We start from the raw sequence: 21,245 nt of genomic DNA, 5'->3' as shown, positions 1-21,245 counted from the left end.
ACTATTTATTTACACCCTTTAGGAGATTTACCGTATGAAACCTAACGCTTTTAAATACTCAGTGCTCACCGTCGGCATTACTGCTGCTATGGGTATCGCTGGCACTGCCAGTGCTGATACCGTAACCTATAATCAAGAAGATGCGTTTGAAGTCAAAAACGTTGCAACTGCTACCTATAATGTCGCAGGCGATGTCAACAACCCTCAAACTGCTGAATCAAATGAAGTGACTATTAATGTTACTGAAACTGGTGCTTTTAGCTTAGTTGCAACTTTGACCGATGGCAATCAAAACGCTGACGATAACGCAGATATCGATATCGAAGCACCACTTAGTGCAACGGTCGACTTTACTCATACCTTAAAGAACGAAGGTAACGTTACCGATACTTATACTATTGATCTAGTCAATCAAGCAAATGATAATTTTGATTATGACTTAGACGATACTGTTATCACTTACCAAAAGATTGGTGCTGATGGTGATCCTGTTGGTGGCGTTGTTACTATTAATAGAGGCGATTCTATTGAGCTTGCACCTGGTGAATCGGCTGATATCACTATAACAGCGATATCTGATGATAATCGTGTTATTGATAGCAATGGCATATTGACCGTCACAGCGACCAGCCAGTATCTAACAGGTAAAGGTGAGCCTGCTACAGCTACTAACATAGACAATGCTATTACTACTGCCCCTATCTATGCTATTACAAAGTCTGCAAACTCAAACCTTAATAACAACATTATCGATTTGAACAATGATAATGCTTATGTTGACTACACAATTACTGTTGAGAACGAAGGTACTGCTGATGGTACTGATATCACTATTACAGATGCGCTTCCTAATGGCTTAGTAGCTATCCAAACTGGTGAGCCGAACTACAGAGCGCCTACGACTTCTGGCGCTGGTAATACTACTGCACCAGTTATTTCGTCAGACGGCAGAACAATTACAGCTAGTGGTGTAAATGTCGCTCAGGGTCAGACCGTTACGATTACTTTCCGTGCTAAAAAATCTGATGGCGCTACTGATGCTAGTGATTTTACTAACTATGCTGTTGTTACAGACGATCTAGACGGTGATAACATCCCTGATATCACAGATAGTACTGACGATAATGTTGATAACACTTTTGAGGATCCGAATGATCCTAATAACCGCGGTGAAGACAACAATGATGACGCGACCGTTACTCCGAGCAATCAAACTCGCGATTTAAACATCACTGACGCTCCTGATAAGGAAGTTCCATTACAGAGTACGGGCAATGGTTACACCTATACTATCAGCAATGATGGTACTGATGTTACAGAAGCAGACGCTCCTGATGAAGTGTTGTTTACTGTTGAAGTGACTGATAGTGATGATCCTAGAAATGCTATCGACATCACTACTGTTTTTGTAGATACTAATGGTAACGGTATACTAGATAACGGTGAGACTGTATTAACTCCTAATGGTAATGGTGAGTACGATCTTAATGACGCAGATACAGATGGCCTAGCCCCTGGAGAGTCCGTTAATATTGGCGTCTTAGTCGATACCAATGGTTCAGGTAGTAATAATGGTCAAGACAGTGATATCGGTAAAAATGAAACGATCACTATTACAGTCTTGCCACAAGGTGAAGTAGAAGGTACGCCTGCTCCTACTGATGATATCTCTCAAAGTTCAAAGACAACTATGCAAGGTATTGATTTATTCAAATTCCAAGCAGCGGCAGCTTGTGGTACTGATCCACAATCGATAAGCAACTGGACCACTGCTAATGTCGTTGCAACTGCTGATCAGTGTGCGTTCTATCGTCTAGAGGCAACAAACACCTTTACCAACACTGAAGTTAACACAGTTACGTTGTCAGATGTTTTAGCCAGTACACTGACTTACGCAGGTGACTACGTTTCTGATACGTCAAACAACTCAGCTCCGGCGACAGCTGATATCTCAGGTCAGAATGTTGGTGGCACCTTCGCTACTCTAACGGGTCAAGAAGTTGGTAATATCTACTTCTCTGCTACTATTTCACAAACAGGTACTAACCCAGCTCCATAATTATTGAATCATGATCAAAGGAGTTTTCTTAATCTGGTTAAGAAAACTCCACTTTTACCCTTTATCTTTATATATCCATTATATTTTCTTTCATAAGTAGGATTACCGAATATGCGTCAAGCTGTATTTTCGTCTCGTAACCCTCGCTACCGTGCAGGCGCATTAACTGCCCTGACGACGTTGGCAGCGTCGATGCTACTTATGCAAGCAAATATCGCTCATGCCGAAGATGGCAAGGGCGTGACCACGATTAATAATATTGCACAGACTAATTATAAAGTTGGCAACAGTACGCAAACAGGCACCTCAAATCAGGTCAGCTTTAAATCTTTAACCCTGCCTCAGTATGACGTCAGCATCACTCAACCTGCACTACAGACTGTCAACGCTGGCGATACGGTTCAGTGGATCAACGTCCTATCGAATAACGGTACCTTTGATGAAGAAGTCGTCGTCAGCTTTGACTACCCGAATACTTTGTCTAACTTTGTCGTTTATCAAGACATCAATAATAACGGTATTATAGATGGTGCTGATGAGCAGCTTGTCCTAGACGGATTAAGCGCTCAAATTGCCTTGGGTCAAGCCGAGAGCATTCAGCTTATTGTACAAGCGCTAACCGATCGTAACGCTACTAGTGGCGATACTGCTGAGATTAAGGTTGGCGCCGTGGTGGTCGAAGACAAGTCGGTAACGGCCGCTGCGACTGATAGACTGATCATCGTTAAGCCGAGTATTGGTTTTACAGACGAAAATTTTGACACGACTCAGAACAACACTCAAGTAGGCTCAAATGTCTACGTTGAAGCCAACTATGCGCAGTGTAACGTGCAGCCTAATGCCAAAGATCAAGTATGGGTGACAATTACCTCAGAGCTTACAGGCGACAAGTACTCTCTAAAAGCAACAGAAACCGGCGACAACACAGGTAAATATCAAGTCGCGGCGCCTACCCAAAACAATGCCAATGCCATCGATGATGAGATCATTCAGACGCTACAAGGCGATACTCTAGCGGTAACGCTTGATGCTTGTATCACGCCAGAGGGTGATCGCGTTAATATCGATAGTAATATTAGCAGCAACATCACTGTCATGGATCAGTCAGCCAGACTACAAGTGGTAAAAGAAGGCGATGTCAAATCAGCTGATCTGGGTGATTATGTCAACTACAGTATTAACATTACCAATAATGGCGCAGCCACAGCATTCGATGTCGAGCTAAAAGACGCGTTGCCGCGCGGTTTTGATTATGTCAAAGGTAGTGCACGTATCAGTCAAGGCGCGGGCGATGCTGATACCGATATTGATATCAATCAAGCACAAACGACTGAATTTAAGACAGATGGCAAATATCAAGTTCTAAGTTTAGGTACGCTAGCTGCTGGCGAGACCAAAAATGTCACTTATCGCGTGCTTATTGGTGCCTCATCATTAGGCGGCGACGGTATTAACCGTGCCACCGCAGTCGCTCGTGATGATCGCGGCAATACCTTTGCTTCGATGGAATCGCAGTGGGAAATCGACGTTAGCCGTGGCCTTATGAACACCGACGGTATCATCATCGGTAAGGTCTATCACGACATCAACCGCGATGGTATTCAGCAAAAAGAAGATGGCGAGCTTGGCGTGGCTGGCGTACGTATCTATATGGAAAACGGTAACTTCATCGTCACCGATCCTGAAGGTAAATATAACTTTTATGGCGTTAGTGCCAAGACGCACGTGCTCAAAGTTGACCGCACGACAATACCTGCTGCCAGTGAGCTGATTACCCAAAGTAATCGTAACGTTGGAGATGGTGGTAGCCGTTTTGTTGACCTTAAGTATGGCGAGTTGCACCGTGCTGATTTCGCTATCGTTGGCGGTATAGGCGATAGTACCGAGCGCTTAAATACTGAGCTTGTCGCTCGTAGCAAAAGTATCAGTGCCAAAAATAACACTTTAGAACAAGCGGTCAAGAGCAAGCTTGATCTAGAACCTATCTATGATCGCGATTATACCGATAATGTCGATGCTAGTGGTTGTAAGTCTAATGATGTCTTAGACCAAAGTATCAAATGCGATTCAGCGATAGTAACAGAGCTTGTCAAGCCTGGTGCTGAGCGCGTTAATATGGACGTCACAAAAGTCGTTCAACCCAAAGAAAAAGTGCTCGAAGAGTACCTAAAAGAAGTTGCTAACAACGACGTTGCTTTTATTAATTTGAGCAGTGGTCAACAGCTTGCTTCCTATAAACAGATGGTACAGGTACAAGCGCCGCTAGGCTCAAACTTTACTCTATATGCTAATGATAAAGTGGTATCAGCTGAGCAAATCGGTAAAACGGCTGAGCAAGAAAAGCAAAACGTCACCGCGTTTGACTACTACGCCGTTGATCTAAAGCGTGGTCGTAACACTTTGCGCGGCGTAGCCACTGATGTTAATGGCAAGGTTATCTCTGAGCAGTCTATTGACGTGACGACTCCTGACAGTTTGCAGGCGATTAAATACCGTACTCAAGAGGCTTTGGTTGAAGCTGACGGTATCAGCGAGTACCAGATTGTTGTCAGCTTAAAGGATCGTGACAACCGTCCTTATGTGGCGTCAACGCCGATCACTATCGATACCAATATCGGTCGTATCAATTTACCTGACGGTAGTAAAGATAAAGCGGGCACGCAGGTTACCGTCAATGGCGGTGAGATACTGATCCCTGTTATTGCGCCAAGCGTCGCGGGTAAAGGTGAGCTTATCATCGATACGGGCAGTAGCAAGCAAGTTATCGATCTGCAGTTTATTCCAAAGCTGCGTCCACTGATTGCTGTAGGTATCGTTGAAGGCGCCATTTCACTAAAAGACTTTGATGGTAGTAGTATCACTGATGCTCAAGGCGCGTTTGAAGAAGAGCTTCATGAGTTTTCGGGCAATGATGATTACTCAGCGACGGGCCGTGCAGCAATGTTTCTCAAAGGTAAAGTGCGCGGTGATTATCTATTGACGCTTGCTTATGATAGTGACAAAAAAGGTGAGCGCTTGTTCCGTGATATCGAACCTGGCGAGTACTACCCTGTCTATGGCGACTCATCAGCTAAAGGTTTTGATGCGCAGTCAACGAGTAAGCTCTATGTACGCTTAGATAAAGGTCGCTCATTTGCCTTTTATGGTGACCTAAAGACTCAGATCGACAATGATGATGGTATCAAACTTGGTCAGTATAATCGTACGCTTACCGGCCTAAAAGCGCAGTACGAAGATGCTAATACTCGCGTAACTACTTTTCTTGCCGAAACTAGCTCATCGCAGCGTGTGAATGAGACGCGTGGCCTTGGCATATCAGGCCCCTACCCGCTTGCTGAGAACTTCGATGCGGTACTTGAGAACTCTGAGACTGTTGAAGTTATTACTCGTAATGCCAATAACCCTGGTCTAATCGTACGCCGTGAGACGCTTACTCGCTTTGCTGATTATGAGATTGACCCTATTAGTCGTAGCTTATTTTTAAAAACGCCGATTGCCAGTCAAGACTTGGACGGCAATCCAATCTACATCCGCGTCACTGTAGAAGTAGACGAAGGCGGCGAAGACTATTTCGTCGGTGGTATTGCAGCCAAGCAGCAGATAAATGATAAGGTCTCTATCGGTGGTAGTTACGTCAATAGTGATGACCCCCTTAACAAAGAAGAGCTCGCTAGTGTTAACAGTGTCATCAAGTTTAACGATAAGTTAAAGCTAGTCGCTGAATATGCGATGAACAAAGCTGAAAATCCAAATTATCAGCCTAGCAATCAGATCAACGCTGATGAACTAGACGTGCAAGACGCTGACGGTGATGCACTACGTATCGAGCTTGACTATGATGATAAGAAAAATACCCGTGCAAAAGCTTATTACAATGACGCTGACGAAGGCTTCGTTACTGGCGCGTCTCCATTAACGGCGGGACGTACTGAGTCTGGTATCGAGATTACTCATCTTATCAATGATAAGAAGACCGCGCTTAAGCTTGAGGGCGTACGCACAGAAGATCATACTACTGAGGCGAGCCGCGAAGGCATTCAGGCCAGTATTGAGCAGCGCCTAAGCAAAAATGTCGTCGGTGAGCTTGGTGTACGCTATTACAAGCAAGACGCAACTGCAGCTTCACGTAATACTCAAGCAGCTACAGATACCATCGATCCTACAGACGATACTTTATTTGATGATGATATTATCAATCAATCTGCACTCAATGGCGTCAGTACTGCTGATAAAGATATCGAAGGTACGACAGCTCGCGCTCGTATTACCGCACGCCTGCCTAAGCTCAATAACAGCTTAGTATTTGCTGAATATGAGCAAGATATTGAGAATAGCTCACGTAACGCTACCTCCGTTGGTGGCGAGACGCCGCTAGGCAATCTAGGTCGTCTGTACGCGCGTCATGACTTAATCAATAGCTTGTCAGGCAGCTATGGTCTCGATGATACCGACGAGCGTCAACGTACCGTCATTGGGTTTGATGCCAACTACATGAAAGATGGTAAGGTCTATAGCGAATACCGTATGCGCGATGCTATCAGTGCTCGGGAAGCAGAAGCGGCTATTGGTCTCAAAAACAAATGGTACGTGCAAGAAGGCTTGACCCTTAATACACTGTTTGAGCGTGTTGAGTCTTTAGAAGGCGAAGAGAACAATACCGCAACCGCAGCCGGTATTGGTGTTGAGTATTTAGCACAAGAGGACTACAAGGCCTCAGGGCGTTTGGAGAAGCGCTGGGGCGAGTCTAGTGATACGTTGCTAGGTAGTGCAGGTATTGCTTATCGCTATACTGACGATATCACTTTGCTTGCAAAAGATACTTACTCGCGCATTGATTACGATGATGGCGACCGTACGGTTAACCGTTTTCAGTTGGGCGCAGCTTATCGTGATTTAAATAGCAATCAGCTTGATATGCTAGCTAAGCTTGAGTATCGTTTGGATGACAACAATACTGGCGATGACACTTATCGTAAAGACACCACTATTTGGTCATGGAACGGCAACTATCATCCGACGCGTCCACTGACTTTGTCTGGTCGTTACGCGGGTAAGTATACTGAATACGAAGCCGATGGCATCTCAAGTGATAACACTGCTCACGCCATCTACGGCCGTGGACTTTATGATCTTAGCGAGCGCTGGGATGTCGGCTTGCAAGCGGGTACTTACTGGAATGATCAAGCGGATGATCTAGCGTATATGCTAGGTGCTGAGGTCGGCTATAGTCCTATGACCAATCTATGGTTGTCACTGGGTTACAACTTCATGGGCTTTGAAGATGACGATATCGCCTATGATGATAGTACGCAGCAAGGCGCTTACTTTAGACTGCGCTTTAAGTTTGATGAAGAGCTGTTTAAGCGTGATGACCCAAGTAAGAATAAGCGTCTAAATGATAACTCTACTTTATAATAAGTAGAGTTATCTTGGTTTTAAATAACGGTTTCTAGTAACGTTTGATGTGTACCTGATCCCTCTAAAGCGCTTAACGCCTACCCCCTTAATAAAAGGTTTGTATTATGATGACTGCCTCAGACCTCAAAACTAAAATACTAACTTATCAGCGCCATCTCCCAGCTGCTCTATCAGCGACACTGCTAGCACTTATCACCTCTTCTGCCTCTGCAGATTTAGACTTTGCTAGTACTACTCGTATTACCTCAGTCTCTCAACCTATCGCAGTACAGCCCATTATTGTCCAAACTGATGTCCAACCAGTGACTAATCCTATAGTAGAAAGCCCTGTCGTCAGTAGCATGGTTACCAATCAAATTAGCGCCTGTGATGATAATGAATTACAAACGTCTAAGTATCAGACCTCACAGCAGCGCGATATCGCTTGTATGATTGCGCAGTTGCAGCCCTATGAGCAGTCAAATGTCACTGCGCGTCAACAGTACCTAGCGTACAAGGCGCAAGCTTGGCTTATTTATGCCAATAACAAATATAGTATGAATAGCCGCGCCGCTATCGCTGACTATGCGTATGAGAGGGGCAGTACTATTTTTTATGCGCTAAAGAATAATAAAGAGCAAAGCATTGCACTTGTCAGCGACATTCCTCAAACCTCTGATATGATGCGCCCTGACCTTTGGGCAACATTGAGTGCGCTCAAAGATTCAGGCGGTATCGATAGTGCACCGCGTGAGCTGGCCTTTAGTGAGGTGTCTCTTATTTGGGCGGCAGCAGATCACTGTGCTCGCGGTTGGCGCGAATCAAGCCCTCATTTTAGGATGGCTGATCGCTGGTTGGAACAAGCTCGAGAAGCTTATATTAATGCCAATACTGATATAGATAGCGCCGCCCTGATTAAACACATTAACGACTATTACCAGCAGTATGAACCACTAGATGCTAGAAATGATATCTGTAACGGTCAAGTCATGCCTGTAGACAGTCAGGTTCAAAGCAGTGCTATTATTCCTATGCCTAAACCAACGGCGACGTATACCCTCGCTGACCAGTAACTAAATAGATTGTCGCCTAATACAAAGAAGCCAACATATCAATGTTGGCTTCTTTGCGTGGATATATAGATTACCAATATATAGTACAGACTACCTATGAGTTTAATATTGACTCAAACCCATAGGCGAGCCCAATTTATGAACCCTTTTTTGCTGGTAGTTTCTCTGGCAGATAACAGCGCAGGTAAGCGATAAATGCTGTATTTGCTTCTTGTATATACTCATCTGTAATCGCTTGATGACGACGATACGACAAAGTAAAGATTGCATTAATGATGCTATAAGCTATCAACATAGTGTCTTGAATATCGTCAAAGCTTGGCATCTCATAACGCTCAGATAAGCGCTTGTATACCAAATTAACGATTTGATGATCGATGTCTTCACCGAAGCTATCGCCTTCAAAATCAGGGGTGTTGGTATCGTATATCAGCTTAGCTTTGGTCTGATCTTCATGAAAAATCTGCACGCAGCGATCAATAAGCGCGGTCAAATAGCCCTGCCATCTGTCATAGCCACCTGTCTCAACGGTCTGCAATATCTCTAATAACTCAATAGCATTCAAAAAACGCAGCGCTAAAAATATCGCTTCGATATTAGGAAAAAAGTGATAAGCGGACGCTCTTGGGATACCCGCTTCTTCACATACAGCAGCTAGAGTAATGTCATTAATCGCTTGGGTTTCACTTAGCTTTTTGGCACCCGCCAATAATTTTTGGCGACGTACGCGTCCTTGCTGACTAGTAAATTTAAATTTGTTCGGCACTAGCATCTTTGCCAGTTCCGAATCTACAAGTACGTCTTCTATCTTGTCGTCTTTACTCTCACTCATTACAAACCTCTTAGCGTTATGCCTTTTTGTTTTTGTCTACCGTCATTATTAAATGATGCTAAATCTGATATTAATTTAACACTTTATATCAGCAATTTTCGTGCCACTATGTTTATAGTGCAAGTAGCATTAAACTTGACTGTATGTTTAATAAGTAGGCATTCATAAGTACTTGTACATTATCAAGCAAAAGACAGGAATGGGTCAAATAATAATGTATCGATTAACCCCAAAAGGGTCAATCGTTAAGCTTTATTTTGGCTCTGATTATACCATGATCAGTGGGTCTATCGGCATAATCCCATTTGAGATGATCATTAAAATAATCGACTCTCTCAACATACCCAAGCGCAAATTTACTCTCAGGTAAAAACTCTTCAGACACGAACAATTGATCGATAACCTCAGGCATACCTTGGTAAATATGCGTGTAGGCAACGTCTTTCATCCATCCGTAGCGAGCTTGCACACGGGCGGCATCAAATAATGATACGTCACGCATACTTTTATCATAATTTACCTCCCCTGTCTCGGTCATCAACTGAGTAGTCACGCTACCAGTCACATCATTCATATCACCTAGTAGTATGAGCGGCTCACGGGTATGATGAAGACGCTCGATAATAGACAAACGGATAGAGGCCGCTTCCGCCGCTCGCATACATAGGCTACGTAGCTTGGCACGGATGCGTATGTTTGGATCATCCATATCTTCTAATAGATTGCCATCGTCATCACGTAAGAAAAAAGCACGTTTGCTCTTTAGATGCGCTGTAACTATAGTGATTGGCTGCCCAAAGGCATCGACTCGTAATAATAGTGGTGGACGGTTGAAGCGCTCATAAGGCCCTACATCAGGAATATCGATGACCGCTTTTGGTGCAATTTGTTCAAGTAAACTGCTCTCTAACTGCTCAAAACGCGTAATAATACCAACTGCTGGCGTATCTTGAGCACCGAGTCCGCGAGTATGCACACTAGCCGTATCATTACTGGCTAGTGGTATGACGGCATGTTCAGGCTTGAACCCTAGTGACATTGCTAAGTCCTCAAGCGCATCGCTATCCCATACTTCTTGCACGGCGATGATATCAGCGTGTGCTTTTGCCAATAGATCTGATAAACCCTTTAGTTTGTGTGCATAATCTTGTTTATTATAAGCTGGCGCGTTTTCATAGTAGATGCGCTCTGCATTGGCAAAGTTTAAAAGATTAGCAGTAGCTATGTAAAAAGAGCGGCGAGTGTTACTACGATTGGAATCAGTCATAAGACCCTTTATATGATTGTCAGTGTAATAGCTTTAATGTCAGTGTCAGTGTCATAGCTTTAGCCAATGTGAGCGCGATTCGCGGTAGGTTTTACTCTTGCTATCACAAAAGCTATCGCACCAACAACGGAGGCCACAACACAGAGTATTAATAGCTTGTCGTACTTGTGCTCTACGCCAAATATAGGCGTCATCACAGCGAGGTATCCACCGTTCTCAAGCATATAAATAATGCCAGCGCTAAGCGCCGAGACAAAGCTGATAACAATCGCCCAAGGTTTGACCTCCCAGCTTGACCAAATGCTAAAAAATACTACTGGTGCCAAAAATAGTGAGGCTGTACCACTCACCGCGACTGCATCAAATAAGTCTTTGCTACCTGTCGCAATAAATGCCAAACCCACCAATAAAAATCCAAGCATCACCAGCCTGCCATTATTGACTGTAGGTTTGATGAGTTTCATATCGACAGCTACCAGCTTAGCGGCGCTGGCATAAGTAGAGTCGAGCGTCGATATCGCTGAGATTATGAGCGCAAAGCTAAATAACATCATAACCAAAGGTGAAAATAGCGTGCTGAGCGTTTGAGTGACCTCTGTCGCCCCACCAGCATTATTTAACTGCGCAAATACGCCAAGCAGGCCAAACAGTACAATACAGATGATGGAGATGGGAGCCGCATAGTAAAACGACTTTTTGGTGGTTGAGCGATCTGCCAAAAATCCGCGATCGGTCATCACAGGGTCGTGAGCCGGATAGCTCCAGACTTGAATAAAAGCGACTATAAGAAGTATCCAGCCCTTATTATCAGTACTATTTGATGAGTTGATAATCTCGCTCAATGAAAACAGCGGATGGGTGAACATAGCTACTGACAGTACCGCTATCGCCCCAATCGTCAACAGTGCCTGCACAACATCTGTCTTAAGCGCAGTATGCAACCCGCCAATAGACGAGTAGATCAAAGTGGCCACCGCGATAAATAAGATAATATAAGTCTCATTAAAGCCGACAAACAAGGTAGTGATAAAGCCAAATACTAACAAGTTGCTAAAGACTTCACTGACTAATCGAAAGCTAATAACCGCATTAAAGAAATGCTCGCCCACTCTGCCAAACTTTGCCTGCATAAAGGTTTGCATATTATCAAAGCCATGCTTGAAGCGTAGGCTGTCGACAATATGAGCGCCAGTGATAAAGCTAAAATAGTACATAGCATAAGCTAGAGCACCTGCGATACCATAAAAGAACCCAAGTATGGCTGCATTCATCAACGAGCGCGCAAATATCCAAGTGGTGACTTGTGACAATACCAAAGTCCATAGCCCAGGCGCTAAGCCTTGGCTTGATTTACCTTGATAAAAACGTGCAGCATCAGATGCAGTTTTGAGATTTTGATTTGCTAAGGTATCAGTCATTTGCTCTATGTTCATTATTATTGTCAGACTAAGATTAGCACAACTTTTTGACACTTATTGTTATTGTTGAACGTCAATACGATACTTTTATTTTTTTCTCAACAGCATTAAAAAGGGCTTTCAAAACATGGTTTGAAAGCCCTAATAAAGTCTGGTAAATATTCATTTATATTAATATGAATACTTATTTGCTAACGCGGTTCCATGCATCACGTGAGGCTACGCGCGCTTCATTCCACTGCATACGTGACTCGCCTTTGACTTCGTTCCATGATTGCTCAAGCTCACTTTCATGATCTTCAAAACGAGCATCTGCTGGATAACGATGACGATTAGCATACCCTACAGCATAAGCTGGATGGGCATCGCGATCAAAATCGTGACCCTGCGCATGATAGTCAGTATTGGCAAATTCAGCGCGCCAGTAGGCTTCTTCGTGAGTAGGGTTAATCGCCTCAGCTGAAGCATGACCTGCACCGCCACCAGCGATAGCACCAATAGCGCCGCCAATAAGCGTACCTAGTGGACCTGCCATAGAACCAATTGCGGCGCCTGCTGCTGCACCGCCTACGCCACCAATACCAGTACCGATTGGATGCGAACCCGGCTCTCCTGTGATCATATCAGCATTCAAGTCTTTTTTAGACTCTTTTGACATATGCTTGATTTCACTGCGATCAATATTATCTGGATCATTCATAATGACCTTCTTTTCGGTCACGCCAGCGTCAGGCGTACGCAACTCATTCTCAGCTCTAATACGTTCAGCATCGGTTAGTTCACGACCATCAGCAGCTACAATTTCAGTATCACCTATAATACGGGCATCATTGTTACTCATAAAATCATCCTTAAATTATTAGTTATTGTTTATATAGAAATTTATTTTTTGAACTATAAATTTGCAAGCTCGCCATTAGTATATGAACTAAAGCACAATATGCGATAGGCTAACTATGTAAACAGCGTCAGAATAACGATGCTCTTACGTTACAACATGTATCATGCTATAAGTACTCATAACAGCATCATAGGCTCAGCAGTGCCCTATCGATAGCCGTTTGCCATTTGTGTAAATGCTTTTCTCTGATCTCATTAGACATACTTGGCTCAAATATACGCTCAACCTCCCACGACGCACTCATAGTAGACTCATCATAAAGTCCCGTTTTTAGACCTGCTAATAGCGCGGCGCCCTTAGCCGTAATTTCGGTATCTTTTGGGCGCAATACAGGTACGCCCAGTAGATCTGCCTGAAACTGCATTAGTAGATTATTATTGGCAGCGCCGCCATCAACGCGCAGCTCTGTTAATGGATGCGGGCTGTCCTTTTGCATAGCAATAAGTACATCATAGGTTTGATAAGCCACTGCCTCTAATGCTGCGCGTGCGATATGGGCTTTGGTCGTGCCACGGCTCATACCCGTGATGCTTGCGCTGACATCAGAGCGCCAGTAAGGCGCGCCAAGACCAGTAAACGCAGGCAGCAAAACCACATCATCGCTACTGTCCACTTGCCGCGCTAAATCCTCGACATCACAGCTTTGTTTGATCATGCCTAGATTATCTCGTAGCCACTGTACAATAGCGCCTGCCATAAACACGCTACCCTCTAGCGCGTAGGTTACCTCACGCTTTGGTGGCTGCAAAATGCGCTTGCCTGACTGCACGATTTGATTAAGTGATAAGTTATCGATACGAGTAGGCATTGATTTTCGTTGCCATGCAATGGTCGTTAATAACTTATGCGCGCTGAGTTTTGGTGTTTGACCGATGTTCATCAGCATAAAGCAACCGGTGCCATAAGTGTTCTTGGCCATGCCCGCGTCCAGACAACCTTGTCCAAACAGTGCTGCATGCTGATCGCCTAGTACCGCCTGAATAGGAATCTGCTTAGCAAATAACCCCTTTTTGGTTTTACCAAAATCGCCATCTGAGGCGACAACTTTGGGCAATACCTCCATAGGTATATCAAAACGCGCGCACAGCGTTTGCGACCATTCAAGTTTGTGAATATCAAAAAGGAGTGTGCGTGAGGCGTTGGTGATATCGATGACATGCTCGCCGCCTGTCAGCTGATATATCAGCCAGCTATCTATCGTCCCGACCGCGATTTGTCCACTACTTGCGCGCGCTTTTATGTTCGGATGATTCTCAAGTAGCCAAGAGATTTTGCTGGCACTAAAATAAGGGTCGAGTCGCAACCCTGTGATATCTCGTACCTGCTGGCTTATGTTATTGGCTGAGCTATCAGCAGCTAGCTGTTCACAAAACGGCGCAGTACGTCTATCTTGCCAAATAATGGCTGGCGCAAGTGGCAGCCCCGTCTGCTTGTCCCAAATGACAATCGACTCGCGTTGATTGGTGATAGCAATACAGCTGACATCCGTTGCAAGTAGTCCTGCTTGATTGATGACGTCATGAGCACAGCTAATCTGTGTCTGCCAGATTTGGCGGGCGTCTTGCTCGACATAACTGGCCTTTGGGGTTTGTAAGGTGGTGGGCTGCTGCGCCATCTCAATAGGATGTGCACGGTCATCATATAGTATGGCTCGACTCGACGTGGTGCCTTGATCTAACGCTAATATATATCCTGCCATTGATTACCCCTGCACCTATTATAAATTCGATTTTTAGTAGTTTGTAAGACTAGATTTGCGATAATGCTGATACTTACGTCACTACTGTCTATAATATACCCATAAGCATCTAGGGCTGTATAGCTCAAAATCTAAATGTATTGGTTTGTTGCAAGGTCTTTATCGTTTATGAAACTTACCCCTTTGTCTTTATCTCACTGTATTACTATAGCCTCACTGATAGCACTCTCAACACCCGCGTTTGCAGATATCAGTTCTGGTACAGGTATTGATGCTGATCCTACCCTTAACTATACAGCGCTACCTGATGACACGACACAAATTATCGATACGGGCGAGGCGCGCTATAGCAATACTCAGACACGTATAGAAGCGCCCTCACCGTTAACTCAAAACGCAGCTTCTAAGCTAAATACCTTGATCGACCCTATTACTAGTAAGACAATTGCTAACAGCTACCCGCTGGAAGTCTCTAGTTTTTTGAGTTTAGCGCAAGCACAAGATATCTTATTGCAAGTCTCGCCCAAGCTGGCTGCTAATCAGGCGGCGATTGCCTCAAGCGAATATCAAACCCAGGCGCTGTCCACCATAGACAGACCCTTTGTATTTGCGCAACTCTCAGCGAGTACTTATAAAGTACAAGAAGATGTGGATTTATCCTCTCTACGCAATGAGATTGTCAATGGCGTCAACACTGTCGGCGCTGATATTAATGGTATGACGCCTACTATTGTGCCCTCGCCTATATTGCCTAATTTTGGTGAGATGCTCGGCGAGCGTATTCCAGAGTCTTATGACTTTGAGCGCTCAGGGTCTACCTCGGGCGCAGGTCTTGGCTTTGCTTGGCCCATTTATACTGCTGAGCGCACCGATAGTCTGACTGGCGCATCAAACGCCCGCACGCAAGAAGCGATAGCAGATAGTGTACTGGATAAAAACGAGCGGTATAATACCTTGATTGAGCGCTATTTTAAGGCGCAGCTGGCTATCATTGCTGCATATCTGCGTGAGGATGCTTATGATACTTTGCAGCAGACTGACTATATGGCCAAGCGCTTGTTTGAAGAAGGCTTTATTTCACGCGTTAATCGTTTAGAGGCACAGTCAGCGCTTGCAGATGCCAAAAGCGAATCTATCAAAGCTAATAATGACGCGCGCCTAGCCATGATCGCTTTGCAGCGTCTGCTACGTACAGAATATCGTATCAAGCCGACCACGCCTTTGTTTGTATCGAGTCGTCCGCTGCCTGATGTGTCCTATTTTCAAGACTTAGCACTCGCTCAGCATCCTGGACTCCAAAAAGTCGCCGCCAAGCGCGCGCAAGCTGAGCAGCTGCATGCGCTATCTGACACAGGCTACAAGCCTACGGTTATGCTTTATGGCTATAGTCAAGTCGGGCGAGATCCGAGCTGGATTGCAGGGGTGTCAGCAAGCTGGAAGCTATGGGGCGGGCTGGATAAAGCGGCATCACTTGCTTCAAGCAGCGCCAAGATACGCCAAGCGGATCTCTCAGAGATTGAAGTTAGTGATAACCTACTGCTATTGGTCGAGAAGAACTGGAACGATGTCAATAATGCACAAGCGCGATATCAAGCCCTTCAGAGCAATGTTGACTTGGCGACAGAAGTATTGCGTCTGCGGCGCTTAGGACTAGAGGAAGGCGTCAATACGACGATAGAGGTTGTGCAAGCGCAGACGCAAGCGCTCAAAGCACGTACCGAGCAGGCGCAAACCGCTAACGATTATGTGCAGGCGCTTGCCGCCTTGATGCAGAGCACGGGTACACCTCTAGCGTTCAACGCGTATCTCAATGCCGCTGATATTAGGCTACCCACTTTGTATACCGAATAATTTAATATAAAAATTACTTACTTTATAGCTATTTAAAGGCAGTATTAAACAGCAACTACTAAGCACTACTCTACTACTCACCCTAATGCGAATGACTCCTCTATGACAAATTTGACGAGCAAAATAACGAACGCGGCGCAGCCTATAATACAAACGTGGCGTATAGCGAACACCTCTACGGTTTGGGCACATTGCGCCAGCGTAGGGTTCTTTGGTTTTTTATCTATATTTCCTGTGATGGCGGTATTTGTACTGATTTATGGCTTGCTGTTCTCGCCTACTCAAATGCAAGAGCAGATTGCACTGCTTCAAGCATATGTACCGGGTTCTGTCTACGATGTCATAAACAGTCGCCTGACTGAGTTGACCTCCAATACCAACTCGCGCTTGACCTTTAGTCTACTGCTCTCAAGTGTGCTTGCTCTATATGCAGGCTCTAAAGGTATCAAATATCTGATTTTGCTTATCAATTTGGCCTTTCATATTAATGAGGAGCGCGGATTTATACAGAGCACGATTCGATCATTAAGCTTAACCTTAGCCGCTGTCATGGTAGTTATTGTTGCTATCTCCTCTATTGCCCTTGTGCCCTTGGTAGCCGCCTATTTTCCTTTTTCGCAGTTCGTTGAGACGATAGCGCTATGGAGCAGATGGCCTATACTTGCAGGTATTATATTTCTAAGCTTTTTGACTTTGTATCGTTTTGGGCCAAATCGTGATGCTGTCGCATTAAAAAAGCTGATGCCAGGCGCGGCGCTTGCCACCATACTTTGGATTGTACTGTCGGTACTGTTCTCCATTTATGTGCAAAACTTTAATAACTATAGTGCTGAATTTGGCGCACTATCAGCAGCGGTCGTCATTATGCTATGGCTGTATTATTCCGCCTTTATCGTAGCCTTTGGGGCGATTTATAATTTTGAATCCATAGAAAACTCAAAACCTGTTGCGATCCATGTTTATCAATAAGCGACTACTTATTTAGCTTATGATCATGTCACTTTCGATCGTGACATTTAAATAAAAATTATTTTAAAACTTTTAACACCAGCCTTTTACTTTATTGCTACAGGATTTTGCAGTCATGACTGACTCTCATAATGATTTAAACAAAGCAGACTTAGCGGATGATAGTCACACTACAAATGATCTTGAGCATCCCTCTACAAACTATCAGCGTACAACAGACAAGGATAAGGACTCTTCGATAATCAAAAAAGCCATACTTGCCCTCGTCATCCTTGGTGTGCTGGGTCTGATCGCTTATGGGCTATTTAAAAGTAGTCAAAACAGTGCGCCTGAGACTATTACGTTGCAAGGACAGATGCAAATGCGTCAGACCTCTATCGCAGCTAAAGTCCCTGGACGCATCGCCAAGATATTAGTGAGTGAGGGCGATATGGTCCAGGCAGGACAGCAGCTCATAGAGATGGACTCCCCTGAGATCAACGCCAAGATCAACCAAGCACGCGCAGGCAAGCAGGCAGCGCAAAGTCAGTTGGATAAAGCACAGAATGGCGCACGCCCGCAGGAAATCGCGCAAGCAAAAGCGGCTTGGCAAGCGAATAAAGCGGCATCAGATTTGGCGCAAAACACCTATCAGCGTGTCAATCGCCTCTATGAAGAGGGACTAATGGCACGGCAAAAACGTGATGAAGCGTACGCGCAGTACTTAGCTACCCAAGATCAGACCGAAGCGGCGCGCCTGCAATACGAGCTGGCTATGGAGGGCGCACGCAGTGAAGACAAATCAGCGGCGGCGGCGCAAGTAGCACAAGTGGACGCGCAATTAGAAGAGGCTTTGGTCGCCCGCGAGGAAGCCAATTTAAAAAGTCCGATATCAGGGGTCGTGGATTCAGTCATCGTCAATACAGGTGAGGTCATCGGTCAAGGCGTACCTATACTGACCTTGGTTAATACTGATGATCAGTGGGTCGTCCTCAACGTCACTGAAACCTATCTCAATCAATTTGCTATCGGTCAGCAGTTTACTGGGACTATTCCTGCGCTATCGTCAGCCAATAACCCTTTCGATATGCAATTTATAGTCTATGCCAGCTCTAGCTTATCTGACTTTGCCACTTGGCGCCCGACCAATAATGACGATGGCTTTGATGTGCGCACCTTTGAGATTAAAGCGCGTCCTGTCAGTCCTGATACGCGTATACGCGCTGGTATGAGCGTTATTGTCACTATCGACTCGTCACTTCTCCAAGAGTAGGCTATGTTTTCAACTGAGCTTGGCAAAGTTTTTGTGCGTAGTGCGACTTATGAGCGCCAGTTTTTGTTTAAAAATCCTTGGGATCTAGCCATGGTGCTGTGGATACCACTGGCGACTATCTTGTTGGTGTGGTGGATATTTTCGCAGACGCAGATCACTAACTTGCCTATTGGCGTTATGGACGAAGATCGCGGGCCTGTTGCCAATACAGTAGTGCGTTATTTAGACGCCAGCCCTAGTTTGAGGGTCAAACAGCTTTATCATACACAAGCTGATGCCAAGGCGGCTATTTTGCAACGTGATATTTATGCCTTGGTTATTATCCCCGAGAACTTCTCAAACCGTATTAACTCAAGCCAGCCTGCCCCTATTATTCTGCAAGTCAATGCACAATACGGCACACATTCAGGCATCATCCAGACCAGTGTGCAGGGCGTTGTTGGCACACTATCAGCAGGCGTTGAGATACAGCGCCTCATCAAGCAAGGCATGTCGCCCACTCAAGCGGCTATCGCCTACTCGCCCATATCCATTCAGCGCACCAGCTTGTTTAATGCAGTTAATAACTATCAGCAGTTTTTGGGCTCAACGGTGATACCGGCGCTACTACATATTTTGGCGATGGTCATTGGCGCGACGACTATTGGTCGTGAACTACGGGATAGAACGCTTGGACAATGGTATCGCTATATTCATACTGGTACTTCTGACTTGAGGCGTTTAACTGATAGCGAGCAGCGCTTGGCGAGCAAAGAGGTTATACATAGTGAGTCAGTAGCCTTTGACCATATGACTAAAAAAGCAAGCTTGTCAGTACTTTTATTTGGATTACTGGGTAAGTATTTTTGGCCAGTACTGGCTTATAGTTTATGGGCTGCGTTAACGCTATGGCTGGCAACACCGCAAGATAACATTGCTCTTGATGCTATGCTGACTACCTATGCCGCCTTTAGTCTGCTGATGATATTGTCTTTTTGGCTAGGAGCCATCTTTACTCTAGGGTCGTTCTCTTTGCGCATGGGACTGTCCTCTACCGGCTTTATCTCCGTGCCTTCTTATGCTTTTGCTGGGGTCACTTATCCCTATATTGCTATTAGTGATAACGCTAAATATTGGGCCGACGCGCTACCCTTAACCCACTATCTTAAGCTCCATATCGCTCAATTACAGATGGCAGCCCCTGTCGCTATCTCCTTGCCTATCGTATACGGTTTGCTATTGGCAAGCTGTCTGACAATGCTGCTGAGCACCTTACTCACCAAACGCGCGTTGGCTCATCCTGAGCGCTGGGGAGCACGCTAATGTCTACGTCCTCAACGCCTAATCCTATCAGTTCTGATAAGCCATCGACTCATCAAAGCTTGGCACCCAAAACTTTTTGGGACAGCTATTTGCAAACGATAAAGGATGTGTTCACAGATAAAGGCGTGCTGCTCATGCTGATTATCGCCCCTATCATTTACGGCTTCTTTTATCCCTGGCCATACTCCACTGAAGTGGTCAACAATGTCCCCGTAGGCATCGTCGATTATGACAATAGCACTCTATCGCGCACGATTGCGCGTTACGCTAGCGCCAGTCCGCAACTTGAAACTCGGTCGTTCGCTACTGAGCAAGACGCCAAAGCTGCCATATGGTTGGATGACATCGCAGGCTTTATGATTATCCCAAGCGGGCTTGAGCAGCAAGTACTCTCAGGAAAAGCGGCGAGTGTCAGCGTATTGGGTAATGGCGGCTATTTCTTATTAAACAAAAACGTACAGATGGGGTTTTTGCAGGCAGTCAGTACGGTGTCGGCAGGCATTGAGGTCAAAAAAAACGTCGCTCAAGGGGCTTATGCGTCTACTGCTGCCCAAAACACGCAGGCCGTGCCGCTACAGATCGTCCCTTTATATAATCAAACCGAAGGCTATGGCGCTTATGTCGTACCTGCGGTATCTATTATTATTTTGCAGCAGACCTTACTGATTGCTGTCGCCATGCTCATCGGAACTTGGTATGAGCAGCGCAGGCACGCCACCTCTATTCGCGGTTGGCTTGGGCGTATCGCAGCCTTTGCTACGCTAAGCTTCGTTGTGGGCTGTTTTTATTATGGCTGGACGTTTGAGCTTAATAATTATCCGCGTGGACAAAACATGCTTGGTAGCTTGTTGTTCTTGACGCTGTTCTGCCCGACGGTGGCGACCCTCGGCTGCGTGTTTGGACTTTGGCTGCGTCAGCGCGAGCGAAGCATGCAAATTCTTATTTTCAGCTCGCTACCGCTGTTTTTTGTCAGTGGTTATCCTTGGCCTGCCAGTCAATTGCCTGAGGTGCTACAAGTGCTGCGCTGGCTGGTACCGACGACGCCTGCGATTAACACCTCAGTACAGCTTAATCAGATGGGCGCAAGCTTCTCTCAAGTCGCTACAGGCTTTTATGCGCTGGCGGGTTTGTGGCTATTGTACTTTGTCCTATTGCTGCTTTTGCGTAAGCGTACCGAACCTAAAGTATCCTAACCCTACTTTAAAAAAAAACGCCTACCGTTAAG

13 protein-coding genes are annotated in these 21,245 nt (G+C 45.3%); 8 read left to right on the top strand and 5 right to left on the bottom strand.

The annotated features are described in order from the left end of the window. Positions 1-34 precede the first annotated feature (34 nt). From ACTXGE_RS03475 to ACTXGE_RS03465, 3 genes are all read left to right on the top strand, one after another. Positions 35-2,059, top strand: coding sequence for a hypothetical protein (locus ACTXGE_RS03475; protein ID WP_443541790.1), 2,025 nt, complete (start codon positions 35-37; stop codon positions 2,057-2,059). Positions 2,060-2,170: 111 nt separating this feature from the next. Beyond that, positions 2,171-7,474, top strand: a complete 5,304-nt coding sequence (locus ACTXGE_RS03470; protein WP_443541792.1) for a hypothetical protein — start codon at positions 2,171-2,173, stop codon at positions 7,472-7,474. Positions 7,475-7,581: 107 nt separating this feature from the next. Continuing rightward, the gene (locus ACTXGE_RS03465; RefSeq protein ID WP_443541794.1) at positions 7,582-8,529 is read left to right on the top strand and encodes a hypothetical protein; all 948 of its coding nucleotides are present in this window, start codon (positions 7,582-7,584) and stop codon (positions 8,527-8,529) included. A 136-nt stretch (positions 8,530-8,665) separates the two neighbouring features. On the opposite strand, the gene ACTXGE_RS03460 is transcribed toward ACTXGE_RS03465, so the two are convergent. From ACTXGE_RS03460 to glpK, 5 genes are all read right to left on the bottom strand, one after another. Continuing rightward, positions 8,666-9,361: a TetR/AcrR family transcriptional regulator gene (locus ACTXGE_RS03460; RefSeq protein ID WP_317199029.1), complete on the bottom strand. Its 696-nt coding sequence runs from the start codon at positions 9,359-9,361 to the stop codon at positions 8,666-8,668. 238 nt (positions 9,362-9,599) lie between these two features. Then, complete coding sequence (locus ACTXGE_RS03455; protein WP_443541795.1) at positions 9,600-10,628, bottom strand: endonuclease/exonuclease/phosphatase family protein; 1,029 nt, start codon at positions 10,626-10,628, stop codon at positions 9,600-9,602. A gap of 59 nt (positions 10,629-10,687) precedes the next feature. Further along, positions 10,688-12,046: a hypothetical protein gene (locus ACTXGE_RS03450; RefSeq protein ID WP_443541797.1), complete on the bottom strand. Its 1,359-nt coding sequence runs from the start codon at positions 12,044-12,046 to the stop codon at positions 10,688-10,690. Between the two features lie 184 nt (positions 12,047-12,230). Next, the gene (locus ACTXGE_RS03445) at positions 12,231-12,746 is read right to left on the bottom strand and encodes a hypothetical protein (protein WP_435951053.1); all 516 of its coding nucleotides are present in this window, start codon (positions 12,744-12,746) and stop codon (positions 12,231-12,233) included. A gap of 328 nt (positions 12,747-13,074) precedes the next feature. Next, on the bottom strand, positions 13,075-14,646 hold the full coding sequence (gene glpK, locus ACTXGE_RS03440; RefSeq protein WP_443541799.1) for a glycerol kinase GlpK: 1,572 nt from the start codon (positions 14,644-14,646) through the stop codon (positions 13,075-13,077). A gap of 168 nt (positions 14,647-14,814) precedes the next feature. On the opposite strand from glpK, the gene ACTXGE_RS03435 reads away from it, so the two are divergent. The 5 genes from ACTXGE_RS03435 to ACTXGE_RS03415 all read left to right on the top strand — a co-directional run bounded on the left by ACTXGE_RS03435 (position 14,815) and on the right by ACTXGE_RS03415 (position 21,213). Continuing rightward, a complete protein-coding gene (locus tag ACTXGE_RS03435; RefSeq protein ID WP_443541801.1) occupies positions 14,815-16,497 on the top strand; it encodes a TolC family protein in 1,683 nt (560 codons plus the stop codon). A 102-nt stretch (positions 16,498-16,599) separates the two neighbouring features. Then, positions 16,600-17,466: a YihY/virulence factor BrkB family protein gene (locus ACTXGE_RS03430; RefSeq protein ID WP_435949138.1), complete on the top strand. Its 867-nt coding sequence runs from the start codon at positions 16,600-16,602 to the stop codon at positions 17,464-17,466. Positions 17,467-17,581: 115 nt separating this feature from the next. Continuing rightward, a complete protein-coding gene (locus tag ACTXGE_RS03425) occupies positions 17,582-18,718 on the top strand; it encodes an HlyD family secretion protein (protein ID WP_443541803.1) in 1,137 nt (378 codons plus the stop codon). Between the two features lie 3 nt (positions 18,719-18,721). Beyond that, positions 18,722-20,020, top strand: coding sequence for an ABC transporter permease (locus ACTXGE_RS03420; RefSeq protein ID WP_443541805.1), 1,299 nt, complete (start codon positions 18,722-18,724; stop codon positions 20,018-20,020). Then, on the top strand, positions 20,020-21,213 hold the full coding sequence (locus tag ACTXGE_RS03415) for an ABC transporter permease (protein ID WP_443541806.1): 1,194 nt from the start codon (positions 20,020-20,022) through the stop codon (positions 21,211-21,213). The genes ACTXGE_RS03420 and ACTXGE_RS03415 overlap by 1 nt, the downstream gene beginning before the upstream one ends. The last annotated feature ends 32 nt before the right edge of the window (positions 21,214-21,245 follow it).

The sequence above is a fragment of the Psychrobacter sp. T6-4 genome (assembly GCF_052258425.1).
Classification (GTDB): Bacteria; Pseudomonadota; Gammaproteobacteria; order Pseudomonadales; family Moraxellaceae; genus Psychrobacter.
The sequence above is the reverse complement of the archived record's forward strand: the minus strand, read 5'-3'. Positions and strand labels throughout refer to the sequence as shown.

Coding starts and splice junctions, on each gene's coding strand:
- ACTXGE_RS03425 (WP_443541803.1), top strand. CDS start 17,582: ATGACTGACTCTCATAATGATTTAAACAAAGCAGACTTAGCGGATGAT.
- ACTXGE_RS03450 (WP_443541797.1), bottom strand. CDS start 12,046: ATGACTGATACCTTAGCAAATCAAAATCTCAAAACTGCATCTGATGCT.
- ACTXGE_RS03475 (WP_443541790.1), top strand. CDS start 35: ATGAAACCTAACGCTTTTAAATACTCAGTGCTCACCGTCGGCATTACT.
- ACTXGE_RS03420 (WP_443541805.1), top strand. CDS start 18,722: ATGTTTTCAACTGAGCTTGGCAAAGTTTTTGTGCGTAGTGCGACTTAT.
- ACTXGE_RS03455 (WP_443541795.1), bottom strand. CDS start 10,628: ATGACTGATTCCAATCGTAGTAACACTCGCCGCTCTTTTTACATAGCT.
- ACTXGE_RS03435 (WP_443541801.1), top strand. CDS start 14,815: ATGAAACTTACCCCTTTGTCTTTATCTCACTGTATTACTATAGCCTCA.
- ACTXGE_RS03430 (WP_435949138.1), top strand. CDS start 16,600: ATGACAAATTTGACGAGCAAAATAACGAACGCGGCGCAGCCTATAATA.
- ACTXGE_RS03415 (WP_443541806.1), top strand. CDS start 20,020: ATGTCTACGTCCTCAACGCCTAATCCTATCAGTTCTGATAAGCCATCG.
- ACTXGE_RS03470 (WP_443541792.1), top strand. CDS start 2,171: ATGCGTCAAGCTGTATTTTCGTCTCGTAACCCTCGCTACCGTGCAGGC.
- glpK (WP_443541799.1), bottom strand. CDS start 14,646: ATGGCAGGATATATATTAGCGTTAGATCAAGGCACCACGTCGAGTCGA.
- ACTXGE_RS03465 (WP_443541794.1), top strand. CDS start 7,582: ATGATGACTGCCTCAGACCTCAAAACTAAAATACTAACTTATCAGCGC.
- ACTXGE_RS03460 (WP_317199029.1), bottom strand. CDS start 9,361: ATGAGTGAGAGTAAAGACGACAAGATAGAAGACGTACTTGTAGATTCG.
- ACTXGE_RS03445 (WP_435951053.1), bottom strand. CDS start 12,746: ATGAATGATCCAGATAATATTGATCGCAGTGAAATCAAGCATATGTCA.